The organism is Nocardioides bigeumensis, from assembly GCF_039531755.1.
GTDB classification, from domain to species: Bacteria; Actinomycetota; Actinomycetes; order Propionibacteriales; family Nocardioidaceae; genus Nocardioides; species Nocardioides bigeumensis.
Map to the genome: position 1 here is coordinate 150347 of NZ_BAAAQQ010000012.1, position 23064 is coordinate 173410.

A 23064-nucleotide genomic window follows, 5' to 3' on the forward strand; every position below is an offset into this window, starting at 1 on the left:
AGCCTATTGAGATCGCTCGGCGGGTGCCGTGGCCGCTCGGTCATGGAACCGGGTCAGGGCGGCGTGGTGGCGCATCGCCGGGCTCTCGACCAGCAGCCACGACGCCCAGGCGAGCGGCAGGCAGAGGAGGAAGGTCAACGTCGCCTGGGCCGGCACACCGAGGTGCGGGTCCAGCGCGGAGGAGCCGAGGAGCTGGCTCACCGGGAAGGCGTAGATGTAGATGCCGTAGGACACGTCGTGGCGTCGACCCAGCCGGATCGGCAACGTGGCGCCGGCCCAGAGCAACAGGTACGTCAGCGCGGGGGCACCCAACGTGCGCGGCAGGTCGAGCAGGCAGGCGACCACGAGCACCGCAGCCGCCCCGGCCGCCAGGCGCGCGTCGCAGGGGACCCGGTCTCGCCACGTGCGGATGACGGCGCCGCACAGGAACGCGCCGCCCAGCCAGACCGTGTAGACGAACACTCCTGCGGCGACGCCACGCACCTCTCCGAGCAGGTTCCCCACCACGAGCACGCCTGCCAGGACCAGGCAGACGCGTCGGCGACCCTGTTCGCCGCGCACGAGGCCGAACAGCGCTCCGATCGCGAGGTACGCCGCGAACTCGTAGGACAGCGTCCACAGCGACCCGTTCCAGTCACCGGGGATCTGCACGTGGGTCAGGGTGCCGTCGATGCCGGCCTGGAAGATCCACAGGCCTCCGTTGGCCCCGACGTACGACGCCGCGGAGCCGGCGTCGACGATCTGCACGGGGTCGCCGGCCAGCATCGCCGAGAGCGGGGCGAAGACGACCGCAGTGACGACCAGGCAGACCCAGAACGCCGGCAGGATCCGAAGCGCCCGGCGGCCGAGGTAGTCGAGGAACGGGAGGCGCATCCGGCTTCCGGTCACGAGATAGCCCGAGATGCCGAAGAACCCCGACACGCACCACACGCCCAGGGACATGCCGCCGGGCATCGGTCCGTCCGCGCCGGTGACGAAGGGCCAGGCGTGGCCGACGACCACGCCGGAGGCGAGGACGAGGCGCAGGAAGTTCAGCGCGTTGTCGCCGCCGGACAGGACCTGCGCGAACGGGACGGATGCGCGCACTTCTGGAGGATAGGCGCCCCTGCAGCGTCTGGTACCCGAAACCGGACGTGGGCCGAACGGCCGCGCCCAGCGGCGCGCGCGGCTAGCCTCGTGAGGTGGACCAGGCGACGACGGCGACGCGAGGGCGGCACGCCAACTCGCTCAACCTGGTGCGCCTCGTGCTCGCGACGGCGGTGCTCGTGTCGCACGCGCGCATCACCGCCGGCCTCGAGGAGCCCGTCATCCGAGGCGACTCGGTCGGCGCCTGGGCGGTCGCCTGCTTCTTCGTGGTGTCCGGCTACCTGATCGCCGAGTCGAGGTACCGACTTCCACTGGGGACCTACCTTCTCCACCGTTTCGCTCGGATCATGCCTGCCTACTGGGTCTGCCTCGTGGTGACCGGGCTGCTGGCGATCACCTGCTTCGCGGGCACGTTGCCTCTGGGAGAGCTGGTCAGCGGCGCCCTGCGGTACGCCGGCAGCAACGCGTTCCTGGTCCAGCAGCAGGGCGGGATCGCCGGCACCCCGTCAGGGATCGCCTATCCCGGCGAGTGGAACGCGTCGCTCTGGACGCTCGCGCACGAGATGGCGTGCTACCTGGTGCTGGGCGCGGTGGCCGTGCTGACGCCGCGGCATCGCGCGCGCCTCGTGTTCCTCGCCGTCTGGCTGGGCTCGGTGCTCGCCCTCGTCGCCCTCCCGCACGTCATCGCGGAGCCGCCGCTGCTGCTGAGCCAGTTCGCCAGGCTGGCGCCGTACTTCTTCGGCGGGGTGGTCGTCCAGTTCGTCCTCCCCATGGAGCGGATGACCGCGGCGCTGTCGGCGGTCGCGGCGACAGGTTTCGTCGGCCTCGAGCTGCTCGACCCGCGCTGGGGCAGCCAGCTGGCGGCACCGCTGCTGGCCGTTGCGCTCCTCGGCCTCTCCCGGGTGCTGCCGTCGCCTGCCGTGATCAGGCGGCACGACATCTCCTACGGCGTGTACATCTACGCCTTCCCGTTCTCGCAGGCACTCGCCGTAGCCGGGCTTGAGGAGCCGTGGCCGGTCTACCTGGCGCTGGTCCTGCTGCTCACAGGTGCGGCAGCGACCGCGAGCTGGCTGCTGCTCGAGCGCCGGGTGCTCAGGTGGGCCCGGTCGAGACCTGCACGCCGGGCGAGGATGCCCGAACCGTCGGTCTGAGGCGCGACCGGCCAGTACCCTTCGGGCGTGGTCTTCGTCCATGAGCAGGGTCTCTGCGAGTCGTCCTCGGTCGGCGAGGGCACCCGCGTGTGGGCCTTCGCGCACGTGCTGCCGGGTGCGCGTCTCGGCGCGGACGTGAACGTCTGCGACCACGTGTTCGTCGAGAACGACGTGGTCGTCGGCGACCGCGTCACGATCAAGTGCGGCGTGCAGTTGTGGGACGGCCTCCGTGTGGAGGACGACGTCTTCATCGGACCCAACGTCACCTTCACCAACGACCCGTTCCCCCGGAGCAAGGCCTATCCCGAGGAGTTCTCCACCACGACCGTCGAGCGCGCCGCGTCGATCGGCGGGGGAGCGGTGATCCTGCCGGGTCTCACGATCGGCACCGGCGCCATGGTCGGCGCGGGCGCCGTCGTCACCGACGACGTGCCTCCGCACGCAGTCGTGGTCGGCAACCCGGCGCGCATCGTGCGCTACCTCGACGGCGGCGCCGGTTCACGCGTCGCGGCGCCCGGAGAGGTCTCGGCGCCTGCCGACGCGGCCGGACCGACCCTGGCCCGTGACATGCGGGGGTCGCTGATGGCTCTCGAGCTGGACACGCAGCTGCCGTTCACGCCGCGCCGGTTCTTCTGCGTCTACGACGTCCCCTCCCGCAAGGTGCGCGGTGAGCACGCGCACCGCCAGTGCCACCAGTACCTCGTGGCGCTCGCCGGGTCGGTGTCCTGCCTCGTCGACGACGGGACCGACCGGCGCACCGTCGTGCTCGACGATCCCGGAACCGGCCTGCACGTGCCGCCGATGAGCTGGGGGTCGCAGTTCAACTACTCCCCGGACGCGGTCCTCGCGGTGTTCGCCTCACACCCCTACGACCCGGACGACTACATCCGCGACTACCAGCAGTTCCTCGCCGAGGTCCGGCTGGCAGGCGATGGTGGCTGAGCCCCCCGGGCCCGCCGGAGGGACGACGGTGGAGGTGACCGTCGTCGTCGCCGCCTACAACCACGCCGGGCTCCTGAGGAAGGCGCTCGACTCGGTCGCAGCGCAGACCCTGGAACAGGTGGCGCTCGTCGTCACCGACGACGCCTCGAGGGACGGATCGGCGGAGGTCGCCACCGCCTGGCTCGCCGAGACCGGCCGCGCAGCCCGGACGGTCTTCCACGAGCACAACGCGGGGATCTGCCGGACCTTCAACGAGGCCCTGGCCCTCGTGCGGACACCGTTCTACACCGTCATGTCGGCCGACGACCGGATGCTGCCCGATCGGCTCGCGGTGCAGGTCGAGCTCCTCCGCTCCGCTGGCCCGGACGCCGTAGCGGCGTACTCCGACGCCTGGCTCATCGACGAGCACGGGCGGCGGACCGGTGGTCGCTTCTCCGACTCCTACCGCTTCGCCGGGCGGGCGATGCCTGAGGGTCCGATCTTCGGGGAGCTCTGCCACGGCAACTGGATCCCCGCGCCGTCGGTGCTGCTTCGCACGTCTGCCGTCCGCGACGTGGGCGGGTACGACGAGTCGCTGTCGTTCGAGGACTACGACCTCTGGCTCCGGCTGAGCCGGCGGCACCACTTCGTCCTGGCTCCTGAACCGCTGGTGGAGTACCGGGTCTCTGCCGGTCAGGCGACCGCGGGGCTCAGCGCGTCGATGACGATGGGCGTGGACCTCACCCGCGCCCGGGTGAAGAATCTCGGCATCGACCGCGACGCCGATCGGGTGATCCTCGACGAGGCCGAGGGCAAGCTCCGGCACGCCTACCTGAGCGGGGTCGCCGCGGCGACGCTGGCCCCGGCCCTCCGAACGGTCGCGCGGCACCGTCCGACCCCGGCCACGCTGGCGCTGGCGACGGCCTCGTCGCTGCGAGTGCCCGGACACCTGCTCGGTCGCCGACGCACGAGAGGAGCCCGATGACGACGCGGGTGCCGTTCAACGACCTCGGTCGAGCCCTGCAGACCCAGGCGGACCTGCTCCGGGCGGCGTTCGAGGACGTCGTCGCGTCGGGGTGGCTCGTGCACGGACCGCACCACCGTGCTTTCGAGGGCGAGCTCGCGGCGTACCTCGGGGTCCCGGAGGTGCTTGGCGTCGCCAGCGGCACGGACGCGCTGGCGCTGGCGCTGCGCGCTGCCCAGCAGGTGCGCCCCGGCCAGGTCGTGACCGCCGCCAACGCGGGCGGGTACACCTCGGTCGCGGCGCGGCTCGTGGGCGCGTCGGTGCACTACTGCGACGTCGACCCGGAGACTCACGTGCTCGACGGGGGCGCCCTCGCCGAGCTGCTCGACGAGATCAGTGGCGACGAGGTCTCCGCAGTGGTGGTGACCCATCTCTACGGCCACCAGGCGGAGCTACCGGAGATCGCCGATCTCTGCCGTGAACGCGGGATCCTGCTGGTCGAGGACTGCGCCCAGGCGGTGGGCGCCCGACGTGACGGCGTGGCCGCAGGCGCGACCGGCGACCTCGCCACGTTCAGCTTCTATCCCACGAAGAACCTCGGCGCGCTCGGCGACGGCGGTGCGGTCGCCACCCGTTCGGCCGAGCTGGCCGAACGGGTGCGGCAGCTCCGGCAGTACGGCTGGGGCACCAAGTACGACGTGCGCCTCGACCTCGGCACCAACTCGCGCCTCGACGAGGTGCAGGCCGCCCTGCTGCGGGTCCGCCTGCCGATGCTGGACGGGTTCAACGAACGCCGGCGCGCGGTCATCGGGCGGTACTCCGCCGCCGCGCCCGACGGCGTACGGCTGCTGCCCGCGGACGGTGAGTGGCACTCGGCCCACCTCGCGGTGGTGGAGACCGCCGACGCCGCAGGGCTGCGTCGCCACCTCGACGCGCACGGCGTCGGCACCGACGTGCACTACCCCGTGCCCGACCACCGCCAGCCGGCCTGGGCGCAGCCCGCGGTCCATCTGCCCGTCACCGATGGCCTGGTGGGGAGGATCCTCAGCCTGCCGTGCTTCCCCGAGCTCCGCGACGACGAGGTTGACGCGGTGTGCCGGGCCCTCGGCTCCTACGAGGGCTAGTCGCTCGGGCGCTCGACCGTGAGGTCGGCCGTGGCCTTGACACCTCGGCCGCGCAGCAGCCTGAGCATGCCGGTCACCTCGGCGTAGTCGCGACGCACCGGGGTCACCAGGGCGGCCAGCGCCGCGACGGCGAGGACGGTGAGCAATGCGGCGCCGGCGCGCGGCAGCGCCGCGTCGAACGGGACCGTCGCCAGCACCAGGTCGGCGGCGAGTGCCCCCAGCGCGGCGACGGCGGCTGCGCGCACTCCCGCCCAGGCGAGGGGGGCGACCCGGAGGTAGCCCCGCCAGCCCAGCACCGTGAGCGCCAGCGGCCAGCCGGCGACGGTCGCCGCGGCGATGCCGGCGGCGACTCCCTCGACCCCGAACCGGCTCCCGACCAGGATGCCCGCGACGACCAGGACCGCGGAGGTCACGTTGAAAAGGTTCATCCGGCTGGCGAGGGCACGCGCCGCGAAGATCCAGAGGACGACGTACGCGAGGCACCCGGCACCGCCGGCGATGGCGACGAACCGCATGACCGGCGCGGCGTCCGTCCAGGCGGAACCGAGCGTGATCCGGACGACCTCCTCGGACGCGGCCACGATCCAGGCGACGCCGACGAGGACGGGGTAGGTGAACGCGACCTGCGCCCGGGCGGCGGCCCGGAGCAGGCGCTCGTCGTCGTCGCGCGCGGCAGCCAGCACGGGCAAGGTCACGCTCCCGAAGGGTGCCTGCACCTGCGTCAGCGGCGTCCGCACGAGCTGGACCGAGCGGTTGTAGATGCCCAGGGCGTCCGCGCCGAAGGCCCGGCCCACCACGACGGCGTCGGCGTTGCGCATGACGTAGCCGAGGAGACCACCCAGCAGGAAGGACGAGCCCAGACGGACGAACGGCATAACCGAGGCGGAGCGGTCGTAGCGACCCGGCGTCCAGCGGCAGGACCAGGCCAGCAGGGCCACGCCGAGCACGCCCGAGACGACCTGCTGCAGCACCAGGGCCCAGTACGCCGCGCCGAGGGAGGCCGCCACGATGCCGATCATCAGGGGCAGCACGCTGCACGACAGGTCGATCGCCGCCAGGCGGCCGAAGGCGTAGCGACGGGTGAGGTCCACGCGGTACTGCGTCATCAACCCCGAGAGCACGAAGGTCGGCGCGAGGGCGAGGGTGATGGGCACGAGCTCGTCGCGGCCGAACGCGCTCGCGATCAGCGGCGAGGCCGCGGCGACGACGAGGGCCAGCAGCACGCCGAGCCCGGTGTTGACCCAGAAGAGGTTGTCGCGCAAGGCCCGATCCAGACACTCGGCCCTGATCGCCGCAGGGGAGAGGCCGAGGTCACGGACCAGCTCGCCGACGCCGATCACCGAGAGCACCATGGCCACGAGGCCGTAGTCGGTCGGGGTGAGCAGCCTGGCCAGGATGATGACGGAGACGACCTGGGTGAGCATCCGCCCCAGCTGCGACGCGGTCGTCACGGCGACGCCGCGTACCGCCGTGCCGGCGAGGCTCGGCGCCGCCTCGCCCGGTGGCTCCATGCGAGCCATCGTAGGGACGCGGACGTGCTAGCGACGCAGTTCGCGCTCCACGAGCGCCCGGTCCAGCTCGTCCCACATCCGCGCCGAGTCGTGGCCACGGAGCACGTGCTCGCGGCCCGCGTGCCCCAACCGCCGCCGGAGGCCGTCGTCGGCGACCAGGCGTTCGACCGAGCCGCGCAGGGCGAGCGGGTCGCCGACCGGCGGCATCAGCGCCGTCTCGCCGTCGGAGAAGTACTCGGACATGGCCTGCGTCCACGTGACCACGACCGCTGCCCCCGCAGCTGCCGCCTCCAGGGCCACGGTCTGTCCCGTCGGGTACGCCAGGTCGTGGGTCGCGACCACGACGACGCGGGCGCGGCGCAGCAGGGCGGCGTACTCCCGCTGGGGCACCGTGCCGATGGCGCGCACGTTGGGTGGCAGGTCGAGACCAGCCAGGTTGGCCGGCCGGGAGAGCACCTGGACCTGCACGGTGCTGCCTCTCATCGCGGCGGCCAGCGTGGCGTAGTCGCGTCCCCGATCGACGCCGACGGAGAGGACCTCGATGTCGCGCTCTCGGTCGGGGTCTCCGTCGAAGAAGGCGGTCTCGACACCGAAGGTCAGCGGGACCAGGCGGTCGGGCTCGATGCCGTGCGCGACATAGGTCTCGGTCTGGTTGCGGCTCCAGTAGCCGACCAGGTCGCTGCGGGCGAGAAGCGCCCGCACGCGGCGGCGCTCACGCTCGGGACGGGTCCGCAGGTCCTCGGCGGCCCAGCAGACGACCGACACCAGGGGGAGGCGCCAGTAGGGACTTCTCGGCACCCTGGCCAGCACCCCGGGCGCCCAGGCCCACTGCTCGAGCACGGCCAGCACCAGGTCGGAGTCGCGAGCGACGGGAGCAGCGCGGAGCGCACGCCCGAACCGGCGGCCGGTCCGGTGCTCCAGAGCCTCAACGAGACGGCCTCCCGCCCGCATCGGGACGCTGCGCAGCCGGTGCCCCAGGTCCTCGAGCCGCTCCATGCCGTACGGACGAAGGCCAGGGCGCTCGCCAGCCGCGTGCTCGGCGGCGTACTGCTCGAGATCGGCGTCGGTGAGGACCAGCGAACGGACGTGATCGCCCACGCGTTCCTCCAGACCTGCGCCGTCGGTGCCTCGTCCATGCTTCCACAAAGCCACCCTCGGCGGCCCGAGGTCTTCTAGGCTCGCGGCCATGCCCGACGAGATCGCCGCGTCCGCAGGCGGCTGCGTCGTCTGTGGGCCTGAGGCGCCCAGCACACCCTTCGTCCTCACCGAGTCGATGTTCGGAAGCGGCGAGCGCTTCGACTACCACAGGTGCGACGTCTGCGGGTCGATGCAGATCGACGTGGTGCCCGAGGACCTGGCCCGGCACTATGATCCCGGCCTCTACAGCTCGTTCAACGTCCCTGACGTCATCGGACCGCGCTGGCAGGGCTCACGAACGGTGCGGGCGCTGTGGGCGCTGCGGGGCCGCGTGCACCTGGCGACCGGCCTGGCCGGCACCGGCATGCCCTGGCTGCGCGAGGCAGGGGCGAAGCAGGGCGACCGGGTGCTCGACCTGGGATGCGGGGACGGCCACGAGCTCTCGCGGATGCGCAAGCTCGGCTTCCGCCGGCTCGAGGGGGCCGACCCCTTCCTCGACGTGCCGGAGAAGACGATCAACGGGGTGCGCATCGTCAAGGCCTACCACCAGGACCTGCCCGTCGACAGCCGCTACGACCTCGTCGTCATGCACCACGCCTTCGAGCACGTCCCCGACCCGCGCGCGACGTTGCGGAGCGTCCGCCGCGTGCTCGCCGAGGGTGGGTCCCTCCTGGTCCGGATGCCCGTCATGGGCCAGGAGGCCTGGGACGAGTACGGCGTCGACTGGGCCCAGCTCGACCCGCCGCGCCACCTTGTTGTGTACACGCTCGACGGCGCGCGGCGGCTCTTCGAGGAGGAGGGCTTCCGGGTCGTCCGCACGTTCTTCGACTCGCACGCCTACCAGTTCGTGTGGTCCGACATGGTGCGTCGGGGCATTCCGTTCGCCGACGCCGCGGCCCAGGACGTCGATCCGGACCGGCTGGCCGGGTGGGAGCAGCGTGCCGCGCGGCTCAACGCCGAGGGGCGGGGCGACCAGGCCGGGTACGTGCTCGAGCCGCTGCGCTGAGCTCGCCCTCTGGGGAACGGCTCCGCGAGTCGCGCGGCGGCGGGGCTCGGCGGGCACCGCAGGGTCTCAGCGTCCGAAGCGCAGACGCTTGACCAGGTCACCGCGGGTCAGGCCAGCCCGCAGCGAGTGTGCGCTGAGCCCGCGGTCGGCCAGCCGATCGAGCGTGCGGCTCACGAGGAGTGGCCGGTCCACCTCGGGCTCGGGCCCGTCGTCGACCCCGTCGTCCGGCCCGGCGAACCCGTCATGCATGAGCACCACGCTGCCCGGCCCGGCCTCGCCCAGACCCTTCTCCAAGCGTTCGTCGTCGGGGAGGTCCGCCCAGTCGTACATGCCCGCTTCCCACAGCACCGGCACGACGCCGCCCGCGCGGACTGCGAGGACATCGCTCATGCGTTGCCGGCCGTACGGCGGTCGGAACCACCGCACGCCCACCCCGGCCAGGTCCTCCAGCTCCCGTGTGGCGCCGCGCGTGCGTCGGCCCACCTGGTCGGCACGGAAGCCGGTGATCCGTCGGTGGTCCGGCCCGTGCAGCGCCACCTCGTGACCGGCGGCGAGCACCTCGCGGAGCAGGGCGGGCTCCCGGCGGGCCCGGTTGACCAGCACGAAGAAGGTCGCCGTCGCTCCGCGGTCGGCCAGGACGGGCAGGATGCGGTCGGTCTCCCCGGGCGTGGGCCCGTCGTCGAACGTCAGCACCACGGCATCACCGTGCGGTGCCACGGCGACACCGGATCCGAGGAGTGGGGTGAGCAGGTGAGCCGCCACCCGCCGCGGGCTCGTCATCACCTGACCCTAAGTGACTGACGGGGCGGGCGACACCCGATCGGCGCGTCGGCAGGTGCGCAATGTCCGTCGTGCCGGGTCCTCCTGTGGGACCCTTCCCAGCGTGCTGGAATCGCCCGCGCGCCCCCCGTTGGAGGCTTTCGCCTACTACCTGCCGCAGTTCTACCCCATCGACCTGAACTCCCGCTGGTGGGGCGAGGGCTTCACCGAGTGGACCTCGGTGCTGCGGGCGCACCGCGGCTGGCGCTCGCCAGCAGGTTCGGTGTTGAGCCCGGGCGAGCTGGGCTTCTACGACCTGCGCGACCGGGAGGTGCGCGCCCGGCAGGCCGCGCTCGTGCGCGCCTCTGGCATCACGGCGCTGTGCATCTACCACTACTACAGCGCCGGACACCGTCTGCTTCCCGTGGTCGAGGACGCGATCCTCGCCGACGGGGAGCCCGACGTGCCGTTCTTCCACGGGTGGGCCAACCACGACTGGACGCTCGCGTGGAAGGGCCGCGCCGACGAGGTCATCTCGGCCCAGCAGTACGACGAGCACACCTCAGACGCTCACATCGAGCTGCTGCTCGAGTCCGTCGACGATCCGCGCTACTACCGCGTCGACGGTCGGCCGCTCCTCTTCGTCTACAACCCCACCCACGTGACCGACCACAGGCGCGTGTTCGACCGGTGGCGCGAGGTCGGCTCGAGGCGGGGCCACAACCTGATGCTGCTCGGCAACGCGCCCGTGCACGGGGTGGGCGACCCGACGGCCGCAGGCATGGACGCGTGGGTGCAGGGCACCAGCTACGTCTTCGGCGCCATGAACCGCCGGCGGCGCGCACTGCGCGCCCTGCGTTCGCCGACCCAGGCGGCCCGCTTCGCTCGCTACCGCGACATCTACTGGTCCTACGACGAACTGACCGGCACGTTCCGCGACACGCACGCCGATTTCCCGGCGCCGACCGTCCCACTCGTCGTGTCGTCGTGGAACAACATCGGGCGACGGGTTCGGCGGGGCTCGGCGACCAACGCCACTCCTGCTGCCTTCGAGCAGGCGCTGCGCGACGCGGCCGCGCAGGCGCCTGCCCTCGGTTCGGGAGCCGCGGCACGACGGCTGGTCGCCATCAACGCCTGGAACGAGTGGGGCGAGGGCATGACCCTCGAACCCTCGCTCGAGCACGGCACCGGCATGATCGACGCGGCCGCGGCGGTCCTGCGCGAGCCGACGACCTGACGGCTCCGCGGAGTCGTCAGGAGACTGGCGCCGACGACTCCTGGGCCGATTCCGGGGACGGCTCCGAGGCGGTGCCGGCCAGCTCCTCGAGCAGCTCGCCGACCATGTCGGCGACGGCGCTCTCGCCGATCACCGGACCGCCTGCGAGCAGTCCGTCCGTGCCGAGCACGACCGCCGAGGGCGTGGTGAGCATCCCGAAGGTGCGCGTGACGTTCTGCTCGGGCTCGTGGAACGAGAGCGCTGGATCGTGCGGCGGGTCGGGGAGGGCCTCGAGCGGGGCGGTGTAGACGGCGTGCACCGCGACCCTGCCGGCGAACGCCGCGGACCACTCGTCGAGACGCTGCGCCGTCCGCTCGCACGCGCCGCACCCAGGGCTGAGGAAGAAGAGGATCCGAGCGCGCGTCGCCGCGAGCTCCCGCAGGCTCTGTGTCACACCGGCGGCGTCGCGGAGCACGCCGTAAGGGATCTCGAGCCGGAGGTAGTCGAGCTCCTCGTCAGCAGCCCCGGGGGGCGTGTCGCTCCTACCGATGAGCCAGGCGAGTGCGGCCGTCGCGAGCGCGGTGAACAACCAGGCGACGCCACCCCGGTCGAGATCGGTCACCCCACCTGGCAGCCAGTGGCCGTCGAGCGCCCCCGCCAGCGCGACGCCGGCCAGGGCCACCAGGAGTGCGTTGCGTACGACGGTCGTCGCGCCGACCCGGTGGCCGCCCAGCTTGCCGAAGCACGCGCAGGTGACGGGAGGGTCGAAGCGGGTCGCGCGAGCGATCAGCGCGAGATACGCGAGGAACAGCGCCAGCACCAGCGCGGCCGTCACCACCAGCAGCACCGGCGGGGCGACCAGGAGCAGCAAGCCGAGGAGGAGCTCCCCCCACGGAAGCAGCCTGGCACCGACGGCTCGGGGGACCAGCGGCACGCGCAGGGAGACGAACATGTCCTCGGTGGTCCGGCGGTCGCCCAGCTTCGCTGCGCCGCTGAGGAGCAGCACGGCGGCGAGGACGAGGTCGACCAGGACGAGCGATCCGCTCACGGTGCCTCCCGCACGAGACCGCCCCCGTCGCCCTTCGCGAGCGACCGGGAGATGACGAGCCGTTGGATCTGGTTGGTGCCCTCGAAGATCTGCATGACCTTTGCCTCCCGCATGAACCGTTCCACTGGGAAGTCGCGGGTGTAGCCGTAGCCACCGAGGACCTGGACGGCGTCCGTGGTGACCCGCATCGCGTTGTCGGTCGCGACCAGCTTGGCGACCGCCGCCTCTCGCGAGAACGGCAGGCCCTGGTCCCGGAGCCGTGCGGCGTGGAGCAACGTTGCCCGGGCCGACGCCACCGCGGCCTCCATGTCGGCGAGCAGGAAGGCCAGCCCCTGGTGGTCGATGATCGCCTTGCCGAACGTCTCGCGCTCGCGCGCGTAGGCGATCGCCTGGTCGAGAGCCGCCTGCGCCAGGCCGGTGGCCACGGCGGCGATGCCGAGCCGGCCGCTGTCGAGCCCGGCCAGCGCGATGCGCAGCCCGTCGCCCTCAGCACCGAGGCGGCGTTCCACAGGCACTCTCACGCCGTCGAACCGCATGGTGGCCGTGACCGATCCGGTGAGGCCCATCTTCCGCTCGGGCGGATCGGCCACCAGGCCCTCGCTGTCGGCCGGCACCAGGAAGCACGAGATCCCGCTGCGGTCGTCGCTGGTGCGGGCCATCACCTTGTAGAAGTCGGCGGCACCGCCGTGCGTGGTCCACGCCTTGGCGCCGTTGATGACGTAGTCGTCGCCCTCGCGCCGCGCGGTCGTGCGCATCGCTGCCGGGTCGGAGCCGGCGTGCGCCTCGGAGAGGCAGTAGGCGCCGAGCAGGTCGCCGGCCAGCATGTCGGGCAGCCAGCGACGACGCTGCTCGTCGGTGCCCGCGGTCGCGAGCCCGAAGCACGACAGCACGTGGACGCTGGTGCCCACGCCGACGCTGGCCCAGACCGAGGCGATCTCCTCCAGAACCTGGAGGTAGACGACGTAGGGCTGGCCGCCGCCGCCCAGCTCCTCGTCGTAGGGCAGCCCGAGCAGGCCGGTGCGACCGAGCAGGCGGAAGACCTCGCGGGGGAAGACGCCCTCGGCCTCCGCCTCGGCGGCCAGGGGCAGCAGCTCCTGCGTGGCCACCTGCCGGACGAGTCGGAGGAGGTCGACGGCTTCGTCGCTGGGCAGGACACGGGTGGCAGGCACGGAGATCTTTCGCAGACGACGGTTGGCCCCTCGGATGATACGGGCGCGCGGCCCGCAGTTGGCGACGGGTGAGGCTTCCCCGATGACCCACGAACGGCGATCCAGACCTCTAGCATGTGCCCATGGAGGTGCGCTGGGTGCCCTACTCCGCCGGCCTCTTGGCGACCGGCGCCCTCGCGCTGCTCCTCGGCGCACTCCTGACGCCCACCGGCGAGGCTGCGGAGACGCTGCAAGTGGTCGAGGAGAGCGGCGGCCGGTGGTTGCTGGCCTGCGTGATGTACCTGTTCGCGTCCTTCTCGCTGACGCTCGGTCTGCCGGCGGCGTACCTGCTCATGCGTCGGCGCTCGCCGCGCTTCGGGCTCCTGGCGGTGGGGGTCTTCGCCATCGGCACGATCGCGTTGTGCGGCTACGCGATGCTGCTGGTCTTCTACCGGGCCCTCGTCCTGACCGACGCCCTGGCGGGTCCCGTGGACGACGTGACCGGCGATGTCGGCATCGCGGTCTTCCTGGGGATCCTGCTCGGCTCGTTCTACCTCGGTGAGCTGCTGCTGGCCATCGCGGCGGCGTGGGAGCCGGCCGTCCCTCGCTGGGTGTCCGTGGTGATGGTGCTGCACGTGCTCTCCGCCGTGGTGGTGCCGTTCGCGCCGGAGTCCGTGCAGAACGTGCCGTCCGTGCTGCTGGCCGCAGGCCTCTGCGGCATCGCGGTCGCGGCCAACGAGGTCTCGCAGCGACCCGTCGCGCTGAGCAGGTAGGTCAGCCGGACTTGCGGGCGCGCGACGCGGTCTTGGCGCGCGCGTTCTGGTCGAGCACGACCTTGCGGATCCGCACTGAGTCCGGAGTCACCTCGACGCACTCGTCGTCGCGGCAGAACTCCAGGCACTGCTCGAGGGACAGCCTGCGCGGCGGCACCAGCTTCTCGAAGTTGTCGGAGGTGGCGGACCGGATGTTGGTCTGCTGCTTCTCCTTGGTGATGTTGACGTCCATGTCGTCGGCGCGTGAGTTCTCGCCGATGATCATCCCCTCGTAGACCTCGGTCGCGGGCTCGACGAACATGGTGCCGCGCTCCTGCAGGTTCGTCATGGCGTACGCCGTGGCCGCACCCGCGCGGTCGGCCACCAGGGAGCCATTGCTGCGCGAGCGGATCTCGCCGGCCCAGGGCTCGTAGCCCTCGGAGATGTGGTGGGCGATGCCGGTGCCACGGGTGTCGGTCAGGAACTCGGTGCGGAAGCCGATCAGGCCGCGCGCCGGCACCAGGAACTCCATCCGGACCCAGCCCGTGCCGTGGTTGGTCATCTGCTCCATCCTGCCCCTGCGGGAGGCGAGGAGCTCGGTGATCGTCCCGAGGTACTCCTCGGGCGCGTCGATGGTCAGCCGCTCGACCGGCTCGTGCACCTTGCCGTCGATCTCCTTGGTGACCACCTGCGGCTTTCCCACGGTCAGCTCGAAGCCCTCGCGGCGCATCTGCTCGACCAGGATGGCCAGAGCCAGCTCGCCGCGGCCCTGCACCTCCCACGCGTCGGGACGCTCGGTGGGGAGGATGCGCAGCGACACGTTGCCGACCAGCTCGGAGTCCAGGCGGTCCTTCACCAGGCGGGCGGTGACCTTCGCGCCCTTCACCCGGCCCACGAGCGGCGAGGTGTTGGTCCCGATGGTCATCGAGATCGCCGGCTCGTCCACGTGGATGAGCGGCAGGGCGACAGGGTTCTCGGGGTCGGCGAGGGTCTCGCCGATGGTGATGTCGGGGATGCCGGCGACCGCGCAGATGTCGCCGGGGCCGGCTTCCTCGCCGGGCTTGCGCTCGAGACCCTCGGTGACGAGCAGCTCGGTGACCTTGACGTTGCGGACGGTGCCGTCGCGCTTCATCCACGCGACCTGCTGGCCCTTGCGCAGGTGGCCCTGGTGGACGCGGAGCAGGGCCAGGCGACCGAGGAAGGGCGAGGCGTCGAGGTTGGTGACGTGTGCCTGCAGGGGAGCGCCCTCGACGTACGTCGGAGCGGGGATCGTCTCGAGGATCGTCTTGAAGAGCGGCTCGAGGTCGGGTGAGTCGGGCATCCCGCCGTTGTCGGGCACCTCGAGCGACGCGCGCCCGGCGCGCGCCGAGGCGTAGACGACGGGGAAGTCGAGAGCGTCCTGGGCGTGGTGCTCGTCGAGCAGGTCGAGGAACAGCTCGTAGGTCTCGTCGACGACCTCGGCGATGCGGGCGTCACTCCGGTCGACCTTGTTGACCACGAGGACCACGGGCATGTCGGCGTTGAGGGCCTTGCGGAGCACGAAGCGGGTCTGCGGCAGCGGCCCCTCCGACGCGTCCACCAGCAGCACGATCCCGTCGACCATGGAGAGGCCGCGCTCGACCTCGCCGCCGAAGTCGGCGTGGCCGGGGGTGTCGATGATGTTGATCGTCATCGGGAGACCGCCGCCGGCGGGACCGGCGTAGTGGACCGCGGTGTTCTTCGCCAGGATCGTGATGCCCTTCTCACGCTCCAGGTCGCCCGAGTCCATGACCCGGTCCGCGACGCTTTCGGCCTGGTGAGCGGTGAACGCCCCTGCCTGACGCAGCATGGCGTCGACCAGCGTGGTCTTGCCGTGGTCGACGTGCGCGACGATGGCGACGTTGCGCAGGTCGGAGCGGGTCTTGGGGCCTTCGGAGGACATGCGGCTGCTTCCAGTCGGGGATCCCCTGTCGGGGAGGTGGAGGACCCTTCCGGGCCTCGAGAAGTCTAGGAGCCGTGGTGTCGGGACGCCGATTCGGCGACGCTGGTGTCGCTTGCTCGTTCCTCGCGGCCGGCTGCAAGGTAAAAATTGTCGCTGTGACTGTCGTCGGCGGGTGAAGTAGCCCAGGGACGATCGTCGCGCGACTTAAGTGACGTTAGCGTCGGGAAAGCGACATTCGCGGGGGGATGCGGGTTGTCGCTTTCTACTAAACGCCAGGTCCCGCCGTCACGCGGTGGCCGAAGACCGGGGGGTCTCATGCACACGAACGACACTGTCGCGCGCCCAGAAGGCGCCACTCCCACTCTGCCGCACGTACGCCGCCGCACGGTCGCCCTCGGTGCTGCCTGGTCGGTGCCGGCCGTGGCCATGACCGCGCCTGCGGCACACGCCGGCGTCAGCACCTGCACGGTCGAGGGCTCCATCCAGCTCGCGCCGAACATCACGATGAACGTGCGGGCGATCTGCGATGCGCAGTCGCAGTGGCTGAACCCGGGGACGATCTACCAGAACTACGCCACCAGCTCGCTTCCGCCCTACCTCGAGATCTGCAACTGCCAGAACGCGGACGCGTGGTACCGCTGGCGCGAGACCGACAGCCTCAGCGAGTTCCAGATCGAGGTCGACGGCGTGCACATCGACCAGAACAGCCCCGCGGCCGGCTGGCGCAACCCGGTTTTCCTCAAGGGCTTCGGCAGCACCGGCGGCTGCCAGCGCTTCAACCTGACCTACCGCACTTCCAAGGCCAGGTCGAAGTCCGACAAGTCCGACGTGACTCTCTACTTCACGCTGCAGACCGGCCCGTCGGCTTCGGGCCCCTGGACCGACGTGGTGCAGATCAGCCGATCCGGCTGGATTCGTCGCAACGACGGTTCCGGGCCAGCCAACGTGAACTTCGACTCCTGCAGCGGCGGCGGGTCGAAGTCGATGGCCGCCAGTGCCGTGCTCAGTGGCTCCGGCGACTGACGTCGAGGCGCTCCCGGGCCCCGTCCTCCCGTCTGCGACCCGCACGACCGTCGAGCTGGGCGTGCTGGGGGCACGCGTCCGGGTGGTGCTGGGCGCAGCTGCCGGAGCGACGCTCGACGAACGGTGGGCACGCTGCCGTCCTGAGACGGGGGCGGTCCATGTCGATGAGGTGACGCTGCCGCAGACGGACCTGCCGTTGAGCCCGGAGATGGAGCAGCGGCTCACCGAGCGGGTCAACCTGGCCGGCATCGCCCACGCGGCCACCGATCACGTGCTGCTGCACGCCGCCGGACTGGCGGCCGCCGACGGCTCCGTGCTCGGGTTGGTCGCACCCAGCGGCACGGGCAAGACCACCGCCGCGATCCACTTGTCCACCAACGGGTTCGGCTACGTCACCGACGAGACCTTGGCGATCGGCGCGGATCTCCGGGTGCGCCCGTGGCCCAAGCCGCTCGCGCTGGTGGACCCATGGGGTGGGCCCAAGCGGTTGCGCGGACCAGACGACCTGGGGCTCGGCCGCTTCGCCGGTCAGCTCCGGCTGACCCGGCTCGTCGCCCTTGAGCGCGATCCGTCCTGCTCCAGGTCCGAGCTGCTCCCGATGTCGACGGCCGAGGCGATCACGCTGCTCGTCGGACAGTCGAGCTCGCTGTGGCGATTGCCCACTCCGCTGCGCAGGCTGGAGTCAACGCTGTTCGCCGTGGGCGGCCTGCGCAGGTTGCGCTATGCAGAGATTGAGGAGGCAGCTCCTGTGTTGGAGGGACTTCTCGCCCATGACTTCGCACCGGCGCCATGTCTGGCACCGTCCTCGCTGCGCGTGTTCGCCTCCCCGGTGCGCGACGCGCTGGCGGTGGACGGCGGCCTCGCCGATTTCTCGGAGCACGGCCAGGTCCACCTGGCCGGCGTCGGTGCGGAGGTCTGGCGGGCGGCGCTCGGTGGCGTCGCCTTCGACGACCTCGTGGCGGCTGTGGCCGGCCGGGTCGGGCATCACCCAGACGCACGCAAGCTGGTCTCGGCCGCCCTCGACGACCTGGCCTCGTGCGGGCTCATCAAGGTCGAGTGACCGTCGGCCGTCAGTCGTAGGCTCGGCACCATGGCCTCTCGGGACACCTCCGCACGCGCAGCCACCTGCGGGTTCGTCCCGCCCTACCTGCTGCGGCACCTGGCTGCGTCGGATCCCGGGTGCGCCCGCACCCTGGAGCTCGACCACCGGTTGCGCGACGCCCGGGCGGGACGGCTGCCGAGAACGCCGGGTCCCACGCAGGCAGGGGCGGCGGCTGAAGCATGGGTGGTGTTCTCGGCAGACAACCGGGAGACCCTGCCTGGACACCGCGTGCGCTCGTCGGAAGAGCCCACGTCCGGCGACGTCGCGGTCGACGAGGCGGCGGCGGGCCTCGAGGCCTCGCTCGCGCTGGCCGCCGACCTCGGCCGGGCGTCCTACGACGGCGGCGGGGGCACGGTCCGGGCGACGGTCCACTACGGGCGCAGCTACGTCAACGCGTTCTGGAACGGCGACCAGCTCGTCTTCGGCGACGGGGACGGCCGGGTCTTCGAGCGGTTCACCAAGTCCGTCGACGTGCTCGCACACGAGTTCGCCCATGCGGTCACGGAGTTCACCGCGGGCCTGGTCTACCGCGACCAGCCCGGCGCCCTCAATGAGTCGGTCTCCGACGTCTTCGCCGTCTGTCTCAAGCAGAGGCTCCTCGGCCAGACGGCGAGCCAGGGCGACTGGCTCATCGGGGCCGAGCTGTTCCGACCCGGGGTCCGGGCCCGCGCACTGCGTGACATGGCCGCACCGGGGACGGCGTACGACGACCCCGAGCTCGGGCGCGACCCCCAGGTCGGCCACCTCGACGACTACGTCGTGACGCAGGACGACAACGGGGGCGTGCACCTCAACTCCGGTATCCCCAATCGGGCGTTCCACCTTGCGGCCACGGCGATCGGCGGCACCTCGTGGGAGGGGGCCGGCCGGGTCTGGTGGCAGGCGCTGACAGAAGGAGCCGTGCGCGCCAGCACCGGCTTCGGCGGTTTCGCCGCGGCGACGATGGCCGCCGCGGGTGCGCACGCCGACGCGGTCCGGAGCGCCTGGGCCGCGGTGGGGGTCGAGCCCGGCCGGGCCGTGGTGCACGCGCCGGCGTCCTCCGTCGAGGCGGACCCAGCGGCGCTCGTGGTGCGCCGCTCGGGTGGCTTCCTCGGCCGCACCGAGGAAGCGCGCTGTGACCTGACGCGGGACGACCCGGTCGCGATCGAGGCGCTCGACCTGATGGGCCGGGTCGACCTGAGTGGGACCGGAGACGCTTCGCCGCTGCCGGACTCCTACGTCTACACCTTCGAGCTGCCCGGCCGGCCGCCCGTGACAGTGCCCGAGCAGCAGCTCAGTCCCGAGCTCGCCCGTCTCGCTGCGCTCGTGCTGGGTCGCTGATCACCCGTCGGAGGCAAGCGCCCGGTCCAGGGCCGCCGAGACGTGGAGGGTCGTGCACGGGAACACCGGCAGCTCGACGTCGGCCTGCTTGACCAGCAGCTCGAGCTCGGTGCAGCCGAGCAGCACGCCGCCCGCGCCGGCGTCCCACAGCTCTTCGATGATCGAGACGACCCGGCTGCGGGTGCGCGGGAGCACGTGACCGTGCACGAGCTCCTCGTAGATCGCGCTGTTGAGCCAGTCGTGGTGCTCGACGTCGGGCACCACGACGTCGAGGCCGTGCGCGGCGAGCCTGTCGACGAAGAAGTCCTCCGACATGGCCACCTTCGTGCCGATCATGCCGACCTTCGTGACGCCCTGGGCCAGGGCCGCCTCGGCCACGACGTCGCCCAGGTGGAGCAGGGGGAGGTCGACGGCCGCCTCGACCTGGTCGGACACCTTGTGGAAGGTCGTCGTGCAGAGCAGGAGGAAGTCGGCGCCGGCGCGCTCGACGCCCTGGGCGGCGTCGGCGAGGAGCTGGCCGACCCGGTCCCAGCGCTCGTCGTCCTCGAGCGCCGTCACCTCCGCGAAGTCGACCGTGCTGAGCACGAGCTTGGGGGAGGACAGGCCGCCGAGGCGCTGCTGCACGCCCACGTTGAGGTCGCGGTAGTAGACCGCGCTGCTCTCCCAGCTCATGCCGCCGATCAGGCCGATGGTCTGCACGGAGGGCAGTCTTGCACGGGAGCGCGGTCGCGTCCTCGTGGCAGACTGACCTCTGCGATGGGGGGTCGCACTCGGACCTTCCGGCCCTGAAAGGACTGATCGCGCTGCGTCTCCTCGCGTGCCTCGCCGCCCTTGCCGGAGGGGTGGTCCTGGCCGTCGCACGGCTGCTCGACGGGACCCTCGAAGCGCTCTACTGGGTGGGTCTTGCGCTGGTGGCTGTCGCTCTCGCCGGGGCGGGAGCAGGCCTGGTGAAGTCCGGCGCAGGATGGCTGCGGATCGTGGTCGGGGCGGCCTTTCCGGCCATGGTGCTGTCCGTCTACTCCGCGGTCCGGCCGGCCGACCCCGACCTCGTCGACCTCGCGTCGGGGGTGGTCGCCGTCGTCCTCGGGGTGGTGTTCCTCGTCCGCCCGCTGCGCTCGTCCGGGCGTGAGCGCTACCACGGGTCTCACGCGGGCTGAGCGTCCCGTCCGCCCCTCGCCCCCGGGCTCCACCAGATCCAGCCTTCCGGCTTCATAGGTAAGGCTTCCCTAAACTAGAGTGCTGCCGTGACCCTCCTGCATGGTGCACCCACCGAGCGCCCGCGCGTCCTGTCGCGGGGGGTGCGGCTGGTCGAGCACCTGCGCGGGTTCGGGACCGCCCTCGCGCTGGTCGGGCCCGACGGGGTGCGGCTGACCTACGCACAGCTGGCGGAGCGGGTCGAGCAGGAGGCGGCGACGTACGCCGGCGCGCGCCGGCTCGTCCTGCTGGGGGGCCGCGCGGACCTACCAGGCGTCGTGGCCTACCTCGGCGCCCTCGCTGCCGACCAGGTGGTCCTGGTGGCGGGTGAGGCCACGCTCGACGGCCTCGCCGCGGCGTACGACCCCGACGTCGTCGTCGGTGCGAGCGGGCGCCGCGACGTCCGCTCCGAACCCGCCCACGAGCTGCACCCCGACCTGGCCCTGCTGCTCTCGACGTCGGGCTCGACCGGCTCGCCCAAGCTGGTGCGGCTCTCCGCCGAGAGCCTGGTCGCCAACGCCGCCGCCATCGTCGAGGCGCTCGGGATCCGCCCCACCGACGTGGCCGCGCTCACGCTCCCGTTGCACTACTGCTACGGCCTGTCGGTGCTGCACGCGCACCTCATGGCGGGCGCCGCCCTGCTGCTCACCGAGCACTCGGTGGTCGACGACGGGCTCTGGCGCGAGGTGCGCGAGCACGGCGTCACCACCATCCCCGGCGTGCCGCACACCTTCGAGCTGCTCGAGCGGAGCGGGTTCGCCGACCGGGACGTGCCCTCGCTGCGCTACCTCACCCAAGCGGGCGGGCGGATGGCCCCCGATCGCGTCAGGCGGTTCGCAGAGCTGGGTGAGCGCAAGGGCTTCGACCTCGTGGTGATGTACGGGCAGACCGAGGCGACGGCGCGGATCGCGGTGCTGCCGCCGGACCGGACGATCGGCGCACCGGGGGCGATCGGGCTGCCGGTGCCGGGCGGCTCGCTGTCGGTGCGTCCTCTCCCCGACGACGAGGCGGCGGTCGAGCCCGGCGTCGGAGAGCTGGTCTACGCCGGCCCCAACGTGATGCTCGGGTACGCCGAGCACCCGGACGACCTCGCGCTGGGCAGGACCGTCGAGGCGCTGGCCACCGGTGACCTGGGCCGGCTGCGCCCGGACGGCCTGTGGGAGGTGGTCGGCCGGCGCGGCCGCGTGGCGAAGGTGCTCGGCCTGCGCATCGACCTCGACCGGGCCGAACGGCTGCTGGCCGCCAGCGGGCTGGTCGCCGTCGTCGCCGACGGCGGCGACCGGCTCGTGCTCGGCGTCGTCGACCAGGCCGGTCGCGTCGACCGGGCACGCGTGCTGGCGCTCGCCGGCGGGGTGCTCGGCCTGCCGCCGACCGCACTGGCGTTGGTGGTCGTCGCGGAGCTCCCTCGGCTGGCCAGCGGCAAGGTCGACGCCGGGGCCCTGGTCGTCATGTCGGGGCCGGCGGTGGAGTCGGTGGAGCCCGCCTACGCCGGCGTGAGCGTCGACGACGTCGCCGGCCTCTACAGCGCCGCGCTCGGACGTCGGGCGGGCCCGGCCGACACCTTCGTGAGCCTCGGGGGCGACTCGCTGTCGTACGTCGAGGTGTCCCTCGGGCTCGAGCGGCTGCTCGGTCACCTGCCCGTGGAGTGGCCCACGGCCACGGTCGCGAGCCTGGCGGCCGACCATCACGTGCCCGAACGGCGCTGGGGCCGCCTGGTCGAGGCCAACGTGGTGCTCCGCGCGTTCGCGATCGTCAGCATCGTCGGCAGTCACGCCAACCTCTTCACCCTGCTGGGCGGCGCCCACCTGCTGCTCGCCGTGGCCGGCTTCAACCTCGCCCGCTTCCAGCTGACCGCCGCCGCCAGGACCGAGCGGGTGCGGCACCTCCTGCGCAGCGCGATGCGGATCGCGGTGCCGTCGATCGTGGTCATCGCCACCGTGTCCCTGTGGACCGACGGCATCGGGCTGCGGCAGGCGATGCTGGTCAACGGCATCACCACGCGGAACTGGAGCGAACCGGGCTGGTACTACTGGTTCGTCGAGGCAGCGGTCTACCTCGTGCTGCTGGTCGCCGCCCTGGCGGCCGTCCCCGCCTTCGACCGGCTCGAGCGCCGGCACCCGTTCTGGCTGCCGTTCGCCCTGGCGACAGCCGCCCTGGTCACCCGCTACGGCATCGTGGGGGTGCCCGGGGACAACCTGCACCGCGCCCACGTCGTCTTCTGGCTCTTCGCGCTCGGCTGGGCGACGGCCCGGGCGTCGCGGCGCTCCCATCGGGTCCTGCTCTCGGTGATGGCGCTCGCGACCGTCCCGGGCTTCTTCGACGAGGGTGCGCGGGACGCGTACGTCGCTGCCGGACTGCTCGCCCTCATCTGGGTCCCGGCGCTGCGCCTGCCCACTCCCGTGGTGCGCGTCCTCGGCCTGGTGGCGGCGGCGTCGCTGTGGATCTACCTGCTCCACTGGCAGGTCTACCCGCACCTCGAGCACCAGGTCCCGTGGCTCGCGACCGTGCTCTCGCTGGCCGTCGGCGTCGCCGCCTGGTGGCTCGTGGAGCGGACGTCCAAGCGGATGGGTACCTGGTTCGGGAATCCTTGAGCGGTTCGCGGGGTTATGCGGGGTTGGACCACCGATCCCGGAAGTCCACTCCGTCGGAACCCGTGCATCCGGACGACCAGTACGTCCAAG

The 23064-nt window shown here is 72.1% G+C and carries 20 protein-coding genes and 1 pseudogene; 13 read left to right on the top strand and 8 right to left on the bottom strand.

What is annotated here, in order from left to right:
- Nucleotides 1–3: 3 nt before the first annotated feature.
- Nucleotides 4–1086: an acyltransferase family protein gene (locus tag ABD295_RS13210; RefSeq protein ID WP_344304215.1), complete on the bottom strand. Its 1083-nt coding sequence runs from the start codon at nt 1084–1086 to the stop codon at nt 4–6.
- 95 nt (nt 1087–1181) lie between these two features.
- Here ABD295_RS13210 and ABD295_RS13215 point away from each other — a divergent pair, with 95 nt between their 5' ends.
- The 5 genes and pseudogenes from ABD295_RS13215 (at nt 1182) to ABD295_RS13230 (ending at nt 5246) form a co-directional block, all read left to right on the top strand.
- The gene (locus ABD295_RS13215) at nt 1182–2237 is read left to right on the top strand and encodes an acyltransferase family protein (protein WP_344304216.1); all 1056 of its coding nucleotides are present in this window, start codon (nt 1182–1184) and stop codon (nt 2235–2237) included.
- Nucleotides 2238–2618: 381 nt separating this feature from the next.
- Nucleotides 2619–2717, top strand: a pseudogene (locus ABD295_RS21205) (sugar O-acetyltransferase); the annotation flags it as partial.
- A gap of 87 nt (nt 2718–2804) precedes the next feature.
- The gene (locus tag ABD295_RS21210; protein ID WP_425574080.1) at nt 2805–3179 is read left to right on the top strand and encodes a sugar 3,4-ketoisomerase; all 375 of its coding nucleotides are present in this window, start codon (nt 2805–2807) and stop codon (nt 3177–3179) included.
- Nucleotides 3172–4143, top strand: a complete 972-nt coding sequence (locus ABD295_RS13225) for a glycosyltransferase family 2 protein (RefSeq protein WP_344304218.1) — start codon at nt 3172–3174, stop codon at nt 4141–4143. The genes ABD295_RS21210 and ABD295_RS13225 overlap by 8 nt, the downstream gene beginning before the upstream one ends.
- Nucleotides 4140–5246, top strand: a complete 1107-nt coding sequence (locus ABD295_RS13230; protein WP_344304219.1) for a DegT/DnrJ/EryC1/StrS family aminotransferase — start codon at nt 4140–4142, stop codon at nt 5244–5246. The genes ABD295_RS13225 and ABD295_RS13230 overlap by 4 nt, the downstream gene beginning before the upstream one ends.
- Here ABD295_RS13230 and ABD295_RS13235 read toward each other — a convergent pair.
- Both ABD295_RS13235 and ABD295_RS13240 read right to left on the bottom strand, forming a co-directional pair.
- Nucleotides 5243–6757: a lipopolysaccharide biosynthesis protein gene (locus ABD295_RS13235; RefSeq protein WP_344304220.1), complete on the bottom strand. Its 1515-nt coding sequence runs from the start codon at nt 6755–6757 to the stop codon at nt 5243–5245. The two genes, ABD295_RS13230 and ABD295_RS13235, sit on opposite strands and share 4 nt — an antisense overlap.
- A 27-nt stretch (nt 6758–6784) precedes the next feature.
- Nucleotides 6785–7855: a glycosyltransferase family protein gene (locus ABD295_RS13240; protein WP_344304221.1), complete on the bottom strand. Its 1071-nt coding sequence runs from the start codon at nt 7853–7855 to the stop codon at nt 6785–6787.
- Nucleotides 7856–7943: 88 nt separating this feature from the next.
- Here ABD295_RS13240 and ABD295_RS13245 point away from each other — a divergent pair, with 88 nt between their 5' ends.
- On the top strand, nt 7944–8900 hold the full coding sequence (locus ABD295_RS13245) for a class I SAM-dependent methyltransferase (protein WP_344304222.1): 957 nt from the start codon (nt 7944–7946) through the stop codon (nt 8898–8900).
- Between the two features lie 66 nt (nt 8901–8966).
- On the opposite strand, the gene ABD295_RS13250 is transcribed toward ABD295_RS13245, so the two are convergent.
- Nucleotides 8967–9680, bottom strand: a complete 714-nt coding sequence (locus tag ABD295_RS13250; RefSeq protein WP_344304223.1) for a polysaccharide deacetylase family protein — start codon at nt 9678–9680, stop codon at nt 8967–8969.
- A gap of 103 nt (nt 9681–9783) precedes the next feature.
- On the opposite strand from ABD295_RS13250, the gene ABD295_RS13255 reads away from it, so the two are divergent.
- Nucleotides 9784–10896, top strand: a complete 1113-nt coding sequence (locus ABD295_RS13255) for a glycosyltransferase WbsX family protein (protein ID WP_344304224.1) — start codon at nt 9784–9786, stop codon at nt 10894–10896.
- 16 nt (nt 10897–10912) lie between these two features.
- Here the strand turns inward: ABD295_RS13255 and ABD295_RS13260 are convergent, their stop codons facing one another.
- Together ABD295_RS13260 and ABD295_RS13265 are read right to left on the bottom strand one after the other, a co-directional pair.
- On the bottom strand, nt 10913–11923 hold the full coding sequence (locus tag ABD295_RS13260) for a MauE/DoxX family redox-associated membrane protein (protein WP_344304225.1): 1011 nt from the start codon (nt 11921–11923) through the stop codon (nt 10913–10915).
- Nucleotides 11920–13092, bottom strand: a complete 1173-nt coding sequence (locus ABD295_RS13265; RefSeq protein ID WP_344304226.1) for an acyl-CoA dehydrogenase family protein — start codon at nt 13090–13092, stop codon at nt 11920–11922. Before ABD295_RS13265 ends, ABD295_RS13260 begins: the two co-directional genes overlap by 4 nt.
- A 122-nt stretch (nt 13093–13214) precedes the next feature.
- Between ABD295_RS13265 and ABD295_RS13270 the strand changes: the two genes are divergently transcribed.
- On the top strand, nt 13215–13844 hold the full coding sequence (locus ABD295_RS13270) for a hypothetical protein (RefSeq protein WP_344304227.1): 630 nt from the start codon (nt 13215–13217) through the stop codon (nt 13842–13844).
- A gap of 1 nt (nt 13845) precedes the next feature.
- Here the strand turns inward: ABD295_RS13270 and typA are convergent, their stop codons facing one another.
- Entirely contained in the window at nt 13846–15744 is a 1899-nt protein-coding gene (gene typA, locus ABD295_RS13275; protein WP_344304228.1) for a translational GTPase TypA, read from the bottom strand.
- Between the two features lie 315 nt (nt 15745–16059).
- Here typA and ABD295_RS13280 point away from each other — a divergent pair, with 315 nt between their 5' ends.
- Genes ABD295_RS13280 through ABD295_RS13290 form a run of 3 tightly spaced genes read left to right on the top strand, consistent with a single transcriptional unit; the run spans nt 16060 to nt 19189 of the window.
- Nucleotides 16060–16767, top strand: a complete 708-nt coding sequence (locus tag ABD295_RS13280; protein ID WP_344304229.1) for a nitroreductase family protein — start codon at nt 16060–16062, stop codon at nt 16765–16767.
- Nucleotides 16751–17827, top strand: coding sequence for a PqqD family protein (locus ABD295_RS13285; RefSeq protein WP_344304230.1), 1077 nt, complete (start codon nt 16751–16753; stop codon nt 17825–17827). The genes ABD295_RS13280 and ABD295_RS13285 overlap by 17 nt, the downstream gene beginning before the upstream one ends.
- Before the next feature lie 30 nt (nt 17828–17857).
- A complete protein-coding gene (locus ABD295_RS13290; protein WP_344304231.1) occupies nt 17858–19189 on the top strand; it encodes a M4 family metallopeptidase in 1332 nt (443 codons plus the stop codon).
- Here ABD295_RS13290 and ABD295_RS13295 read toward each other — a convergent pair whose 3' ends face one another.
- On the bottom strand, nt 19190–19888 hold the full coding sequence (locus ABD295_RS13295; RefSeq protein WP_344304232.1) for an aspartate/glutamate racemase family protein: 699 nt from the start codon (nt 19886–19888) through the stop codon (nt 19190–19192).
- Between the two features lie 11 nt (nt 19889–19899).
- On the opposite strand from ABD295_RS13295, the gene ABD295_RS13300 reads away from it, so the two are divergent.
- The gene (locus tag ABD295_RS13300) at nt 19900–20346 is read left to right on the top strand and encodes a hypothetical protein (protein ID WP_344304233.1); all 447 of its coding nucleotides are present in this window, start codon (nt 19900–19902) and stop codon (nt 20344–20346) included.
- An 87-nt stretch (nt 20347–20433) separates the two neighbouring features.
- Entirely contained in the window at nt 20434–22974 is a 2541-nt protein-coding gene (locus tag ABD295_RS13305) for an AMP-binding protein (protein WP_344304234.1), read from the top strand.
- The last annotated feature ends 90 nt before the right edge of the window (nt 22975–23064 follow it).